Here is a 13,292-nt window from a genome sequence, read left to right on the forward strand (position 1 = left end):
GTCGCTCTCAGACTCGACTAGATCGTCGAGGAACCGCCCGACTTCAGCGCGGCGAGACGGGCCTCGACCTCGGCGTCACGGCCGACGTCCTCGAGGCTCTCGAACTGGGCGTCGAGGCTCGACGCCTGCAGCTCCTGCTGGCCGATGACCTTGGCTTCTTCACGGCGGACCTTCTCCTCGAAGCGCGCCAGGTCGCTCGTCGGGTCGGTGACGTCGATGTTGCCGACGGCGTCGTTGACCTTCGACTGGGCTTCGGCCGTCTTGGCGCGGGCGACCAGGCTGTTGCGCTTGGCCTTGAGCTCCTCGAGCTTCTGCTCCATGCCCGCGAGGCCCTGCTTGAGCTTGTCGACCTGCTCGTTCTGCGTGGCGAGCGGCGACGCGTTGTCCTTGACCTCTTGCTCGGCGGCGATCTGCTTGCCGATGGCGATCTTGGCGAGGTTGTCGAACTTGTCGGCGTCGGCGGCCTTGCCCTCGGCGCGGTACTTGTCGGCGGCGACGGACGCGTTGGCGGCCTTCTGGCCCCACTCCTGCGCGGCGCGGACGTCTTCCTCGTTGTCCTGCTCGAGCAGACGGAGGTTGCCGATCGTCTGGGCGATGGCGCTCTTGGCGTCGGCGATGTTGTTCGTGTAGTCGCGCACGAGCTGGTCGAGCATCATCTGCGGGTCTTCCGCGTTGTCGATGAGCTGGTTGACGTTCGCCCGGACGAGTCCGGAGATGCGACCGAAGATGGACTGCTTTGCCATTGCTGTTCCCTTTCCTGGGGTGGTCTGCTGGGTGTTCGTGGGGGAGTCGTCAGGGGCGCTGGGTCAGAACCGGCCGCCGCCGGAGAAGCCGCCGCCGCCCCCGCCGCCGCCACCTCCGCCGAAGCCGCCGCCCCCACCGAAGCCGCCGCCTCCGCCCCCGAAGCCCCCGCCGCCGAACGAGCCGCCGCCGTAGCTGCCGCCGCGTCCGCCGAGGAGCCCGCCGAGCACGATGCCGGTGACGAGTCCGCCGAGCTGGGCGCCGTTGCCGCCACCGCCCGCGCCGGGCCATCCGCCCATGTCGTTGCCGGCTTCGTCCATCGCGGCAGCGGCGTACTGCTCGGCCGCGCGGGCGGCCTGGAGTGCCTGCTGGGGGTCGTGGGTGGCGAGCTGCACGGCGTCGTCGAGCGCGCGCTCGGCCTCGGACAGGCGGGTGCGTGCCGTGGGTCCGACACCACCACGGCGCAGCGAGATGAACTCGCGCGCCTGGCTGATCCGAGAGCGGGCGTCGCGCAGGGCGGCGTTCAGGGCCTGCTGCGCGCGCTGCTGCTGCTCCTGCGCGGTGCGCGCGGAGGCCAGGGCGGCGTCGATCTCGGTGTTCGCGCGGGTGAGCGAGTCGACCGCGGCGATCGGGTCCTTCGGGTCGAGCCGTTCGCGCAGGACGGTCTCGGCCGTCACGACCGCGGAGGCGAGCTCGGGCGTGGTCGTGGGCATGGCACGCGCCGCGGCGACGTCGCCCTGGATGTCGAGGCGCATGGCCTCGACGCGTGCTGAGGCCTCGCGGAAGGTGGCCTCGGCCCCGGTGGCGCTGGCGGTGAGCTGCTGGACCTGCGCAAGGGCGTGTTGGGCGTCACGGACGGCGACGACCGCCTGGCCCTTGTCGCCGCTCGCGATGGCGGCGTCGGCGGCCTGGGAGCGCTCGGTCGCGAAGGCGAGCACCTGGTGCGCCTGGTCCACCGCGTCGGCGACGGACGCCAGGGTGCGACCGCCGTAGGCCGCGCGGACGCGGTCGAGCGCGGTGGCGGCAGCGGCGAGCTCGGCCGGGGCTGCCCGGACGGCGCCACCGAGTGCCGTGGCGGCGCCCTCGACACCGTCTTCGAGCGAGCGGAGCTGGTCGAACGACTCCGTCTGCTGCTCGATGGACGCGTGCGCCTGCTCGCAGATCTGGATGATCTGGTTCGACCACTCGGCGCGCTGCTGTGGGGAGTCGGGGATCTCGTCGTCGAGCTGCTGCTGGAACGTGAACGCCCGGCGGACGTCCTTCTTGGCGGCGGCGACGGCCTTCGCGAACGGCTCGGCCGCGTCGGCGCCGAACTGCGCGGTGGCGAAGCCGACCTCTTGTTCCGCGGTGCGGAGTTCGTCGTCGATGGTGACGAGCGCCCCGCCGGCGGTGCGCTCGAGGTCGGCGAGCGAGGCCTCTTGTGCCCTGGTCGCCTCGGCCCGTCGGCGGAGGTTCCGGCGGCGGATGACCAGCACCACGACGACGACCGCGATGACGATGACGAGCAGCGCGATCCAGAGCCCGGTCAGGTTCGCGGGCTTCTGGCTGTCGCCGAGCCCGGTGGCGAACGCGGTCGCCGCGCCGGCCCAGTCGTCGTTGCGGAGCTTCGGGATGAGGTCGTCGTTCACCGCGGACTGCACGTCCGACGCGGTGATCGAGGTCTCGTTCGTCTGCTGGACGTCGTACGTGCGCGCCTGGGTGGCGATGGAGAGCAGGATGCCGTTCGAGTCGATCTGGTTCCGCGACATCGTCGCGTCGCCCCACGCCGTGTGGTCGGTCGGGTCGGTGAACTCGGGGACGAACACGACGTAGAGCTGCGTGTCGGTCTCATCGGCCAGGTCCCGCACGGCCTTCTCCACCGAGGCCTGCTGGCCCGCGGTGAGGGCGTCGGCCTGGTCGAGGACGTAGGCCCCGCCGAGGTCGACCGGCGCGGTCGCCTGTGCTGCCGTCGCCGGTGCCACGACCAGGAACGCCGCGACGAGCGCTGCGGCGACGCGCGCCGCCCACCGCCCGGACGTCCCCCTGTCCGTGCTCGACCGCCTGGTGTCCGATCCACGTTGGACCGCTCGCATCCGTTCTCCGTCCGTCCGGCAGCGCCCGCGCCCTGAGACCCGGGAGGCCCGGTGTGCCGCGGAGGGAGCGCCGTCGCCCGAAGTGTATCCAGGCAGCGCACGCGTTCCCCCAGAACCACCGCGACCTGTGGACAGACTGCGCCGGGGGACGGGTCTTGTCCCCCGGTGAGGGGTACCATCACCCGAAGTGACCGTTTCGACGACGAAAGGGGTCAGCAATGGAACGAACGATGAACACCGAGGTCGTCCCACTGGAGGACGGCTTCCACCGGGTGTCGACACCGGCGAGCGGCGTGATCGGCTTCGTGCGTGAGCACAACGGCCGGTACGAGGTCCTGCGGGGACGTGTCCGTCAGGCCACGCGGTCCGAGGGCCAGTACTCCACGATGAACGTGGCACTGATCGCCCTCACGCACGCCTGACCGACACCACGGTGCACCCGAGGCACCGTGCCCGACACGAGGCGCCGCCAGCGATGGCGGCGCCTCGTCCGCGTCCGGGCGCGCGTGCGCGGCGGCGCCGACCCCCTGTCCACGTACGCTGCAGGGATGGGTGAGCCGAGCCTCCAGGCCGTGACGGTGCGCCTCGCGCACCCGGGTGGGTCCCGTGCAGCCGACCGGGAGGCCCTCCTCGCCGCCGTCGCGGAGGTCACCGGAGCGCACCCCGCGTCCACCGCCGTCGGCCGCCGGTGCGCGCACTGCGGCAGCGACACGCACGGCCAGCCCTGGGCGACCGTGCACGGTGTCGCCGTCGGCGTCAGCCTGTCGCGGACTCCCGGGGTGCTCGCCCTCGCCGTGGGGCCCGTCGACCTCGGCGTCGATGTCGAGCGTGTCAGCAGGGTGGCCTCGGCGCCGCTCGACGCGTCCACGCCGGGCGAGCACGAGCGGTACGGCGCCGACCCCGTCCGAATGGCGGCGTGCTGGGCGGCGAAGGAGGCGGTGCTGAAGCGGGACGGCCGCGGGCTCCGGGTCGACCCGGCGTCCGTCGACGTCGACCTGGACGCGGGCACCGCGGTGCTCGACGGCGCTGTGCACTGGGTGCGGGTGCGCTGGCTCGACGACGACCTCGTGCTCGCCGTGGCGTCGGACTCCGACCGGCTCGTCGTCGACGACCGCCGCTGAGATCGCACTCCGTGTCGGGTCCGGCGGAGGCCAGGCGACAGGAAGTGCGATCTCGGCGCGCAGACCGCTAGCGCTGGCGCGTCGGGAGCTCCGGCACGCCCGGCTCGTCGATCCACGGCGCCAGCACGGCCGCGATCGCCGTCGCGCTGCGGTCGGCCGCGTCCGCGAACGCGTCGTGCACGTCCTCGGGCGTGACCGTGGCGTGGCGGTGTCGGTCGGTGACGGTGCGGAGCCCGGTGAAGAAGGCGTCGTCGCCGACCGTCCGGCGGAGGGTGTGCAGGGCGAGGGCACCGCGCTTGTAGACCCGGTCGTCGAACAGGTCGGACGGGCCGGGATCGGCGACGACGAGGTCCTCGGGCTGGTCGAGCAGACCCGCTCGTGCCCGCGCTGCCAGGACGTCCGCCGTGTCACCGCCGCGGTGCTCGGACCACAGCCACTCGGCGTGGCAGGCGAAGCCCTCGTGCAGCCAGATGTCCCGCCAGCGCCCGAGCGTCACCGAGTTGCCGAACCACTGGTGCGCGAGCTCGTGGGCGATGAGCCGGTCGGTGCCGTGCTCGCCGTCGACGTGGTTGCGGCCGAACACGGCGAGCCCGTGGGCCTCGAGGGGGATCTCGAGCTCGTCGTCGGTGACGACGACGCCGTACGACGGGAACGGGTACGGGCCGAACCGGTCGGCGAACAGCGCGAGCATCTCCGGCACCTGGCCGAAGTCGGTCTTCGCGGCCGCGGTCAGGTCGGCGGGGTGGTGCACCGTGACGGGGACGTCGGCACCGCGGAGCGTGTGGGTGCGGTAGCGGCCGATCTGCACGGTCGCCAGGTACGTCGCCATCGGGTCGGTCGTGGCGTACGTCCACCGGGTGCCGCGGCCGGCGCGCTCCTTGCCGAGCAGTTCGCCGTTCGCGACGACGTCGTAGCCGGACTCGCAGGTGATCTCGAAGCGGTAGGTGGCCTTGTCGTCCGGGCGGTCGTTGCACGGGAACCAGGACGGGGCGCCGGTGGGCTGGGACGCGACGATGACGCCGTCGGTCAGTTCCTCCCAGCCGATCTGGCCCCACGGGCTGCGGAGCGGTCGCGGGGCGCCCTTGTACCGGACGTGCATCGTGAACTCGGCGCCAGCGGTGATCGGCGTCGCCGGGGTGACCGTCAGCTTGTGCACGGCCGTCGACGCCTTGCGGGCCCGCTGCCCGTCGACGTCGACCCGGTCCACGCCGAGCCCGTGCAGGTCGAGCACGACCTTGTCGAGCGCGGTGACGGCGGTCGCGGTGATCGTCGCCTCGGCCTCGAGTCGGTTCGTCGCCACCCGGTAGTCGAGCCGGAGCTCGTAGTGCGAGGCCCGCCACCGTCGGTCGCCGTCGTGCGGGGTGTACGGGTCGGCGTCGGCGTGCTCGGTCGGTGCGGGGGTCATCGGCTTCACAGTGCCGGTCAGTCTGTCACGGGGTGCGGCACCGCCCCGGCGGCGACCGGCTCGGCTGTCCGGGAGACGCCGTCCTCGGGCACGACCCACGGCGAGATCGGGTTGCCGGCCCACCGGGTGCCGCCGGGGACCTGCTCGCCGCGCATCACCAGGGACGCCGGGGCCACGGTGGCGCCCGCGCCGATTCCGGCAGCCGGCAGGATCACGCTGTGCGGGCCGAGGGTGCCACCACGCTCGAGCCGGACCTGGTCGAGCTGCATCACACGGTCGTGGAACAGGTGCGTCTGCACGACGGTCCCACGGGCGATCGTCGCACCGTCGCCGATGCTGACCAGGTCGGCCTCGGGCAGCCAGTACGTCTCGCACCACACCCCGCGGCCGATCGTCGCCCCGAGGCTCCGCAGCCAGGCGGCCAGCGCCGGCGTGGCGACGGCCTGCTCGGCGAACCACGGCCGAGCGACGGTCTCCACGAAGGTGTCCTGCACCTCGTTGCGCCAGACGAACGACGACCACAGCGGGTGCTCCCTGGCGGTGATGCGGCCGACGAACGCCCACTTCGCCACCGTCGAGACCACCGCGGCGACCGCACCGGCGACGACGAGGACCACCGCCGCGAGCAGCACCGTCCAGCCGAGCCCGACCGACGACCACAGCGCCAGCAGGGTCCCGCCGACACCGAGGGCGATCGCGCCGGACACCATCGGGGCGACCAGGCGCAGCAGCTCCCAGCAGCCGCGGGCCACCCGCAGGCGACGCGGGGGCCGGAACGTGCGCTCCTCGTCGAAGGTCGTCGCCGCCCGCCGCAGCCGCACCGGGGGTGAGCCGAGCCACGACGACCCGCGCTTGGCCTTCCTCGGCACGGCGGACAGCACCGCGACCAGGGCCTCGCGCGGCACCGAGCGCCCGGCACCCGTCATCCCGCTGTTGCCGAGGAACGCCCGACGCCCGATCTTCGACCGACCGATCGTCATCCGCCCGCCCCCGAGCTCGTACGTGGCGACCATCGTGTCGTCCGCCAGGAACGCCCCCGACGCGATCTGCGTCAACGACGGGATCAGCAGCACGGTGGAGATCTCCGTGTTCCGCCCGACCCGTGCCCCGAGCAGCCGCAGCCACAGCGGCGTCACCAGGCTCGCGTACAGCGGGAACAGCAGCGTCCTGGCCGCGTCGAGCACCCGCTCGGTGCACCACGCCTGCCAGCCGATCCGGGAGCGCACCGGGTGCCGTCCCTCGTCGAGCCCGATGCCGAGCAGCCGGACCACGGCGACGACGAGCCCCGCGTACACGAGCCCGGCGACCAGGGTGGCGACCGGCACCGTCACGAGCGCCCGCACCACCGCGCTGTCGAGCGTCGGCGCCCGCCCCACCAGCAGCACGCTCACGAGCAGCCCGGCCGCGACGCCCAGCACCGGCAACCCGGCCACGGCGACCGAACCGGCCCCGTACGCGACGAGCCAGCGTCGACGGGACGCGGGACGAGCCTCCCGGCCGTGCCGAGCCGACCCCACGCGCTCCGCCGGCGACCCCGCCCAGCGCTCGCCGGGGACCACGACGCCGGTGACGGCGGAACCGGCCTCGACCTCGGCACCGTCGCCGACCACGGCACCGGGCAGCAGCGTCGACCGGCTGTGCACCACGGCGTCCGCGCCGACCGCGACCCGGCCGAGGCGGAAGACGTCACCGTCGACCCAGTGCCCGGCCAGGTCGACCTCCGGCTCGATCGAGGCCTGCTTGCCGATCGTCAGGAACCCCGTCACCGGGGGCAGCGTGTGCAGGTCCACGTCACGGCCGATCGTCGCACCGAGCGCCCTGGCGTAGTAGCTGATCCACGGGGCACCGGAGGTCGAGGGACCGTCCACCGCCTCGGCGATCCGCTCCGCCAACCAGACCCGCACGTGCACCGACCCACCCCGGGGATGGTCACCGGGACGGACACCGACGAGCACGAGCCGCACGAGCACCACCGTCAGCGCCATCTTCCCCACCGGGGTGACGAACACCAGCAGGGCCACCACGAGCGCCGGCACGGGCAGCACCGGCAGGAACGGCAGCGTCGTCGCGTGCAGGACCCCCGCCACGAGCGCCGTCCACGTCAGGACCCGCAGGCCCCGGAGCAGCTGCACGGGGAGCCCGAGCAGCGTCATCCCCAGCCCGGTCGCCCGCGGCGTCGGACGCACGTCCCGCTCCGCTGCGGCCACCGGACCCGACGCGTCGAGGGCGTCCGCGAGCGCACCGATCCGCGGGTGGTCGTACACGTCCGCGACCGTCGTCGTCGGGTAGCGCTCCCGGATCGCCGACACCAGCTGCGCCGCCGTCAGGGACCCACCACCGTGTGCGAAGAAGTCGTCGTCCGGACTCGCGACCGGCACGCCGAGGATCGCCGCCCACCGCTCCGCGATCCACGCCACCGTCGGCGGCAGCGCGGCCCCGCCGTCGTCCGCGGCCAGCGGCCAGGGGAGCGCCGCCCGGTCCACCTTGCCCGACGTCCTGGTCGGCAGCTCGTCGACCACCGCGAGCAGCGGCACGAGCGCCGCCGGCAGCTCCTCACGCAGCCGGGCGTTCGCCGCCTGCACGTCCACCGACGCCCCGGCGGCCGGGGCCACGTAGCCCACGAGCACCTGGTTCCCCGCGGGCGTCCGCTGCACCACGGCCGCCCCACCGGCCACCCCGTCGAGCGCCTGCAGCGCCGCGTCGATCTCCCCGAGCTCGATCCGCCGCCCACCCAGCTTCACCTGGTCGTCCGCACGCCCCTGGAACACCAGCCCCTCGGGGTCGTACCGCACCAGGTCCCCGCTCCGGTACGCCCGCTCCCACCCGAGCTCCGGGAACGCGGCGTACTTCACCGCGTCCTTCTCCGGGTCGAGGTACCGCCCCAGCCCCACACCACCGATGACCAGCTCCCCGACCTCGCCCGGCGCCACCCGCTGCCCAGCGGCGTCCACCACCGCCAGGTCCCACCCGTCGAGCGGCAGCCCGATCCGCACGGGGGCACTGCCGTCGAGGAGGGCCCCACACGCCACCACCGTCGCCTCCGTCGGCCCGTACGTGTTCCAGACCTCCCGGTCCCGACTCGCGATCCGCGCGGCGAGCTCCGGCGGGCACGCCTCACCGCCGAAGATCACCAACCGCACCTGTTCCAGCGCGTCGTCCGGCCACAGCGCCGCCAGCGTCGGGACCGTCGACACCACCGTGATCCCGCGCACGATCAACCACGGCCCCAGGTCCACCCCCGTCCGCACCAGCGACCGGGACGCCGGCACCAGACACGCACCGTGCCCCCACGCCAGCCACATCTCCTCGCACGAGGCGTCGAACGCCACGCTCAACCCCGCCAGCACCCGGTCACCAGGACCGATCGGCGCTCGCCGCAGGAACATCCGCGCCTCGGCGTCCACGAACGCCGCCGCCGACCGGTGCGTCACCGCGACGCCCTTGGGCACCCCGGTGGACCCGGACGTGAAGATCACCCACGCGTCGTCGTCCTGCGTCGGGAGGTCGGCGCTCGCCGCGGGTTCGACGACTGATGACGCGCGGGCGTCCGCATCGCCGGTGGTCCGCAGCACGCCACCGGCGCCGATCACGCCGACGACCGCGGCCTCGCCGAACACCAGCGTCGCCCGTTCCTCGGGGTCGTCGGCGTCCACGGGCACGTAGGCGGCACCGGCCGCCAGCACCGCGAGGACCGACAGGTACAGGTCACGGCCGCCAGACGGGATCCGGATGCCGACGCGGTCGCCCCGACGGACCCCGCGGCGGGCGAGGTCGTCGGCTCGCCGGTGCACCTCGGTGAGCAGCGAGCGGTAGTCGAGGGCACCGTCCGGGTCCTCGAGCGCGAGCGCGTCGGGGTGCATCGCGGCGGTCGCGGTGAGGACGTCGAGGAGCGTCCTGGTCGGGGGAGCGGCGTCCCCACGGGCCAGTTCCGACTGCGGGTTCCCGGTGGCGGTGGTCATCGAGTCCTCTTCCCGGTCGCGTGCAGGACGACCGGCCCGTGATCCTAGGGGGCCGAGGTGTCCTGCTCGGGAACACGCGTGTCGAGCGCCGCCCGTGCCGCGTCGAGCGAGGCGGCGATCCCGATCGACACGTCGAGCCCGTGCACGGGGGATTCGGTCCGACCGTCGGCGACGTACCGTGCGAGCGCCGCCGCCTGCCACACGAGCCCCTGTCGCCCCTGCAGGCCGGTCGGTTCCTGCCAGTGGTCGGCCTCCGCCCCGTGGTGCAGCGCGAACGAGGCCGGGAACACGAAGTGGTCGGTGTACCGGACCGTCGCGGTGCTGCCCGCGATGGCGGCCAGCCCGGGCGTCCACGCGCTGATCGACGTGGTCGCCACCGCCTGCGCGCCGTCGGCGGTCGTCGACACCGTGACGGACTGGAGGTCCACCCCACCGTCCGAGACCGCTCCCGTCGTGCGGCTGGTCACCGGGGCACCGGTGGCGAAGCGGGCGAACCAGTGCGCGTAGACACCGGCGTCGAGCAGCGCTCCGCCGCCCTGCGCCGGGTCGAACATCCGGTCCGGGGTGGTGCCCGCGACGGGGAGGGGATGCGGCCAGCCGACGTCGACGCTCGCCAGGTGGACGGTCCCGAGGGCGCCGTCGGCCAGGAGCCGCGCGATCACCGTGGTGCCGGGCAGGTAGCGGGTCCACATGGCCTCCATCGCGAGGACGCCGGCGGCCCGGGCAGCGGCCGCGAGGGTCCTGGTGTCGGCCTCGGAGGTGGTCATCGGCTTCTCGACGAGGACGTGCTTGCCGGCGGCGATCGCGAGCAGCGCATGGTCGAGGTGCTGCGGGTGCGGAGAGGCGACGTAGACGACCTGCACGGCGGGGTCGGCGACGAGGGCCTCGTACGAGGCATGCGCGGTCTCGATGCCGTGGCGTGCGGCGAAGGCGGCGGCGCGGTCGGCGGAGCGGGAGCCCACGGCGACGACGCGCTGGTCGGAGTTGGCGTGCAGGGTGCTCGTGAAGTCGTCGGCGATCTGCCCGGGCCCGACGACGCCCCATCCGAGCACCGGCCCGCCGCGCAGCGCTGCCACTTCCGGTTCCGGGAACGTCATGCCCTGAAGATACGGCGAAGGCCCGTGCTCCGCACGGGCCTTCACCCCTGTGCCCCCAGGAGGATTCGAACCTCCGCCCCTGCCTCCGGAGGGCAGTGCTCTATCCCCTGAGCTATGGGGGCCCTGGGTGACAACCACCGTAGCAGGTCCGAGCGGACCGCCCGCACCGTCGGCCGGGCGAGCGGTGCCTGGCGCGCCGGAGGTCCGTTCCCGTCGAGCACCGTGACGGATCCGGTCGGCGATCGTCGGGGATCGCGAACCGGATCCGTCATCTCCGTGAACGGGAACCGGTGTCCGCATCGCTGGCCCGGGGTGCCGTGCCCGCACGATCTGCCCGGGGGCGCGGTGAGCGCACCGCTGGCCGGGTGCGGTGCGGGCACCGCTGGCCAGCGCGCGGTGCCCAAACCGTCAGCCCGGGTTCGCGGTGGTTGGCCGACGGAGGTCGGTTCCGATCGAGCAGGCTGACGGATCTGGTCGGCGATCGTCGGGGATCGCGAACCGGATCCGTCATCTCCGAGAACGGGAACCGGCGACCCTCCAGGCACGGGTGCCAGCCCGCCGGGAAGTGGCTGGCGTCAGCCGGCAGGGGTCGCGCTGGAGCTCGAGGGGGCGGACGACGTCGGTGCCACGGCCTGGCGCGCCGCGTCGAGCACGGGCTGGGCGGACCCGGGCTCGGTGAACAGGGACGAGGACGCCGTGATCCAGTACGGGTCCGGGAACGCGTCGGCGCGTCCGACGCCGTCCTTGAGCGCGAAGTACCCCTCCACCGTGTAGGTCGGCACCGAGCCGCCGCGCTCGAACAGCGCGTCCTTGAGCGTGGTGAGCGACTTCTCCGGCAGGTGCGCGACGGCGAGCGTGATGGTGACGGAGTGGTCCCCGACCTGCCGGAACACGCACACCCGGCCGCGCTGCTGGGCGATCGTCGCAGCGGCGGAGTGCGCTGCGGGCGTGGCGTCGGCGTCGAGCTCGAACCGCTGCCCGTACACCGTCAGGGCGGACGCCGGGAGCAGTTCCGCGCAGCGTTCCGTGACGGGCGTGCCGATCGTGCCCGTGGTCGACGTCGCGCCGGGCGTCCGTGTGGGGGAGTCGCCGCTGCCACCGGTGCAGGCGGCGAGCACCAGGGCGGTCGGGACGGCGAGGGCGGCGACGACGATGGCCCGTGCGGATCGGCGGGAGGTCATGCGGCCATGATGCTGCATGCCGCCCGGTAGACTCGTCTGCCGTGACTCCTGCTGAACTCTCCGCCGCGTACCTGTCGATCCTGACCGGGATCGTCGAGCGACGAGGGGCCGCGGACACCGTGACGGTCGAGCAGTCGCACGTCGCCCTCGAACGCCCGAAGAACCGGGCCCACGGCGACTGGGCCTCGAACGCGGCCATGCAGCTCGCGAAGCGTCTGGGCACGAACCCGCGCGAGCTCGCGACGGAGATCGCCGGCGAGCTGACCGAGCTCGACGGCGTGGACTCGGTCGACATCGCCGGCCCCGGCTTCATCAACATCACGCTCGAGGCCGCTGCCGCCGGCGAGGTCGCGCGCACCATCGTCGAGTCCGGCGAGGCCTTCGGGCGCGGGGACCTGTACGACGGCGTACGCATCGACCTCGAGTTCGTGTCCGCCAACCCCACGGGGCCGATCCACATGGGCGGCGTCCGCTGGGCAGCGGTCGGCGACAGCCTGGCCCGGGTGTTCCAGGCGCAGGGCGGCCTCGTCACCCGCGAGTACTACTTCAACGACCACGGCAGCCAGATCGACCGCTTCGCCCGGTCGCTCGTCGCCTCGGCGCTCGGCGAGCCCACGCCCGAGGACGGCTACGGCGGCGCGTACATCCCGGAGATCGCGGCCCGCGTGCTCGCCACCTTCGACGGCGACGTGCACGACCTGCCGCGGGACGAGGCCCAGGAGCTCTTCCGCCGCGAGGGCGTCGACTTCATGTTCGCCGACATCAAGCAGTCGCTGCACGAGTTCGGCGTCGACTTCGACGTCTACTTCCACGAGAACGCGCTGCACGAGTCGAAGGCCGTCGAGCGCGCGATCGAGCGGCTCCGGCAGAACGGCCAGATGTACCAGGCCGACGGTGCCGAGTGGCTCCGCACGACCGACTTCGGCGACGACCGCGACCGCGTCGTCATCAAGTCCGACGGCGAGCCCGCGTACATCGCCGGCGACCTGGCGTACTACCTCGACAAGCGCGAGCGCGGGTTCGAGCGCAACCTGATCATGCTCGGGGCCGACCACCACGGCTACGTCGGCCGGATGATGGCGATGTGCGCCGCCTTCGGTGACGAGCCGGGCACGAACCTCGAGATCCTCATCGGCCAGATGGTGAACCTGCTCAAGGACGGTGAGCCGATGCGGATGTCCAAGCGCAACGGCACGATCGTCACGATGGAGGACCTCGTCGACGCGGTCGGGGTCGACGCCGGCCGCTACGCCCTCGTCCGGTTCGCCAGCGACACCGCGATCGACATCGACCTCGACCTGCTGACCAAGCGCACGAACGACAACCCCGTCTTCTACGTGCAGTACGCCCACGCCCGCACGCAGTCCGTCGCGCGGAACGCCGCCGCCTCCGGGGTCGACCGCTCCGTGTTCGATGCCTCGCTGCTCACCCACGCCACGGAGAGCGCCCTCCTCGGCGCGCTGGCGGAGTACCCGAGCGTCGTCCGCCGTGCCGCCGAACTGCGCGAGCCGCACCGCATCGCGCGGTTCATCGAGCAGCTCGCCGGGCTCTACCACCGCTGGTACGACGCCTGCCGCGTCACGCCCCTCGGCGACGAGACCGTGACCGACCTGCACCGCACGCGGCTCTGGCTGAACGACGCCACCGGCCAGGTCGTGCGCAACGGCCTCGGCCTGCTCGGGGTGAGCGCGCCCGAGCGCATGTAGCGCGCCGTCC

General features: G+C 73.4%; 9 protein-coding genes and 1 tRNA gene. 3 read left to right on the forward strand and 7 right to left on the reverse strand.

From position 1 onward, the window contains the following. Positions 1–17: 17 nt before the first annotated feature. The gene (locus ITJ54_RS00840) at positions 18–743 is read right to left on the reverse strand and encodes a PspA/IM30 family protein (RefSeq protein WP_194625473.1); all 726 of its coding nucleotides are present in this window, start codon (positions 741–743) and stop codon (positions 18–20) included. Between the two features lie 63 nt (positions 744–806). After that, positions 807–2,813, reverse strand: a complete 2,007-nt coding sequence (locus ITJ54_RS00845) for a TPM domain-containing protein (RefSeq protein ID WP_194625474.1) — start codon at positions 2,811–2,813, stop codon at positions 807–809. Positions 2,814–3,031: 218 nt separating this feature from the next. Between ITJ54_RS00845 and ITJ54_RS00850 the strand changes: the two genes are divergently transcribed. Together ITJ54_RS00850 and ITJ54_RS00855 are read left to right on the forward strand one after the other, a co-directional pair. Next, positions 3,032–3,235 (forward strand): hypothetical protein, encoded by a 204-nt coding sequence (locus ITJ54_RS00850; protein ID WP_071274881.1) that lies wholly within the window; start codon positions 3,032–3,034, stop codon positions 3,233–3,235. A 126-nt stretch (positions 3,236–3,361) separates the two neighbouring features. After that, positions 3,362–3,934: a 4'-phosphopantetheinyl transferase family protein gene (locus ITJ54_RS00855; RefSeq protein ID WP_194625475.1), complete on the forward strand. Its 573-nt coding sequence runs from the start codon at positions 3,362–3,364 to the stop codon at positions 3,932–3,934. Positions 3,935–4,001: 67 nt separating this feature from the next. Here the strand turns inward: ITJ54_RS00855 and ITJ54_RS00860 are convergent, their stop codons facing one another. From ITJ54_RS00860 to ITJ54_RS00880, 5 genes are all read right to left on the reverse strand, one after another. Next, positions 4,002–5,339 carry a M1 family metallopeptidase gene (locus ITJ54_RS00860; protein WP_194625476.1) on the reverse strand — a complete coding sequence of 446 codons (1,338 nt, stop codon included), beginning with the start codon at positions 5,337–5,339 and terminating at the stop codon, positions 4,002–4,004. 17 nt (positions 5,340–5,356) lie between these two features. Then, positions 5,357–9,298 carry a Pls/PosA family non-ribosomal peptide synthetase gene (locus tag ITJ54_RS00865; RefSeq protein ID WP_194625477.1) on the reverse strand — a complete coding sequence of 1,314 codons (3,942 nt, stop codon included), beginning with the start codon at positions 9,296–9,298 and terminating at the stop codon, positions 5,357–5,359. A gap of 44 nt (positions 9,299–9,342) precedes the next feature. Next, positions 9,343–10,395: a Gfo/Idh/MocA family protein gene (locus ITJ54_RS00870; protein WP_194625478.1), complete on the reverse strand. Its 1,053-nt coding sequence runs from the start codon at positions 10,393–10,395 to the stop codon at positions 9,343–9,345. A gap of 50 nt (positions 10,396–10,445) precedes the next feature. Continuing rightward, positions 10,446–10,517, reverse strand: a tRNA-Arg gene (locus ITJ54_RS00875). Between the two features lie 453 nt (positions 10,518–10,970). Further along, complete coding sequence (locus ITJ54_RS00880; RefSeq protein WP_194625479.1) at positions 10,971–11,576, reverse strand: hypothetical protein; 606 nt, start codon at positions 11,574–11,576, stop codon at positions 10,971–10,973. 41 nt (positions 11,577–11,617) lie between these two features. Here ITJ54_RS00880 and argS point away from each other — a divergent pair, with 41 nt between their 5' ends. After that, the gene (gene argS / locus ITJ54_RS00885) at positions 11,618–13,282 is read left to right on the forward strand and encodes an arginine--tRNA ligase (protein WP_194625480.1); all 1,665 of its coding nucleotides are present in this window, start codon (positions 11,618–11,620) and stop codon (positions 13,280–13,282) included. The last annotated feature ends 10 nt before the right edge of the window (positions 13,283–13,292 follow it).

The organism is Curtobacterium sp. VKM Ac-2865 (assembly GCF_015350905.1).
Lineage (GTDB): Bacteria > Actinomycetota > Actinomycetes > Actinomycetales > Microbacteriaceae > Curtobacterium.

Excerpts from the sequence above, each read along its gene's own strand:
- ITJ54_RS00880 (WP_194625479.1), bottom strand. The coding sequence starts at position 11,576 with ATGACCTCCCGCCGATCCGCACGGGCCATCGTCGTCGCCGCCCTCGCC.
- ITJ54_RS00855 (WP_194625475.1), top strand. The coding sequence starts at position 3,362 with ATGGGTGAGCCGAGCCTCCAGGCCGTGACGGTGCGCCTCGCGCACCCG.
- ITJ54_RS00870 (WP_194625478.1), bottom strand. The coding sequence starts at position 10,395 with ATGACGTTCCCGGAACCGGAAGTGGCAGCGCTGCGCGGCGGGCCGGTG.
- ITJ54_RS00865 (WP_194625477.1), bottom strand. The coding sequence starts at position 9,298 with ATGACCACCGCCACCGGGAACCCGCAGTCGGAACTGGCCCGTGGGGAC.
- ITJ54_RS00860 (WP_194625476.1), bottom strand. The coding sequence starts at position 5,339 with ATGACCCCCGCACCGACCGAGCACGCCGACGCCGACCCGTACACCCCG.
- ITJ54_RS00845 (WP_194625474.1), bottom strand. The coding sequence starts at position 2,813 with ATGCGAGCGGTCCAACGTGGATCGGACACCAGGCGGTCGAGCACGGAC.
- ITJ54_RS00840 (WP_194625473.1), bottom strand. The coding sequence starts at position 743 with ATGGCAAAGCAGTCCATCTTCGGTCGCATCTCCGGACTCGTCCGGGCG.
- ITJ54_RS00850 (WP_071274881.1), top strand. The coding sequence starts at position 3,032 with ATGGAACGAACGATGAACACCGAGGTCGTCCCACTGGAGGACGGCTTC.